This is a genomic window from Bradyrhizobium sacchari, assembly GCF_002068095.1.
Taxonomy (GTDB): Bacteria; Pseudomonadota; Alphaproteobacteria; order Rhizobiales; family Xanthobacteraceae; genus Bradyrhizobium; species Bradyrhizobium sacchari.
Window position 1 is genome coordinate 1 of the sequence record NZ_LWIG01000008.1, and the last position, 1,415, is coordinate 1,415.

2 protein-coding genes are annotated in these 1,415 nt (G+C 63.3%); both read right to left on the reverse strand.

The window, feature by feature from the left end; genetic code table 11:
- The coding region (locus tag A5906_RS11150; protein WP_080135506.1) for a flagellin N-terminal helical domain-containing protein at positions 1-890 on the reverse strand (890 nt) is incomplete at its 3' end.
- Between the two features lie 274 nt (positions 891-1,164).
- Positions 1,165-1,415, reverse strand: a 251-nt coding sequence (locus tag A5906_RS44225) for a flagellin (protein WP_283807682.1), incomplete at its 5' end; no start/stop codon positions are given.

Sequence of the window (1,415 nt, forward strand, 5' to 3'; positions counted from 1 at the left end):
ACGCCGAGCTGCTGCTGGGTCTGAAGCGCCTGCAGGCGCGTCGATTCCGCGTTCATGTCGGCGTCGACGAGCTGGCCGATGCCGCGATCCACGGAGTCCATCAGGTTCTTGACGAATTCCGTGTTGGTCGCGATGCGGTTCTTGACGGCACCGAGATTGGCGGCAGCCGAGGCAACCGTGTTGATCGCCGCGGTGACCTGGTTGATGTAGCCGTCGAGCTTGGCCTGGTCAGTCGCCGCGTCGGTCAGCGAGCCGATGGCGATCGTGTCGACCGACGCGAAGCCGGTCGTGCTGTTGCCGGTCACCGTATCCAGGATGCCGGTCTTGGTTGCGCCGTTGACGGTGTAGAGCGCGAAGGTGGCCGTCGTCACCGTGATGGAGCCGATGGTGGGCGTACCGCCGACACGCGAGTACGACGACACGAGGTTGAAGCTCGTCGGCGTCGCCGTGGTTCCGGTCGAGGTGTCGATGCTCAGCCAGTTGATGCCGTTGATCGTGGCCGAATTGGCCTTGAGCTTCATATCCTGCTGGATCTGGGTGACTTCCGACTGGATCTTGGTGCGATCGATACCCGCGGTCTTGGCCTCGACCAGCAGCGCCTGGAGCTTGGTCAGGCCGGATTCCTTGTCGCCGATGACCGTGTTCAGAGCGGTGTATTCGGTGTCCACCATCGCGGCCGACAGACCGAGCGAGTCGGAGACCGCGGAGAGCGCGGCGTTGTCGGAGCGCATCGAGGTCGCGATCGACCAATAGGCCGAGTTGTCCGCGGCAGTCGAAACACGCTGGCCGGTCGAGATCCGGTTCTGCGTGGTCGCGAGCTGCGAGCTGACGTTGCGGAGGGTCTGCAGCGCGGTCATTGCAGACGAGTTGGTGAGAAGGCTAGAACCCATTTTTGATGTCCCTTTGACGATTGAATTGAGGGGGACATACCGGACTTGCACCGGTACGACAGGGCGGCGTCATGCCTTTGGGCCACGGAAATGCGTGTGAAGGGCCCAACCAGTCGTAACGGAGAGGCTACCCGTCGAAGCTTGTGCGAGGCTTGTGGCTCTGTGACTCAGCTGCAACACCGAGCCTGAATCGCGGCGTGGACGCGGCATCACACAGGACAAAAAAGGGCCGCGCTTCTAGCGAAGCGCGGCCCCCCTCGAGACGAGCCGAGGCTTAGCGGAACAGCGACAGGATGCTCTGGCTGCTGTTGTTGGCGATCGAGAGCGCCTGGACGCCGAGCTGCTGCTGGACCTGGAGGGCCGAAAGGCGCGTGGACTCCTGGTTCATGTCAGCGTCGACCAGCTGGCCGATGCCGCGATCCACCGAGTCCATCAGGTTCTTGACGAACTCCGTGTTGGTCGAGATACGGTTCTTGACGGCACCGAGATTGGCGGCAGCCGAGGCAACCGTGCCGATCGCGGCGG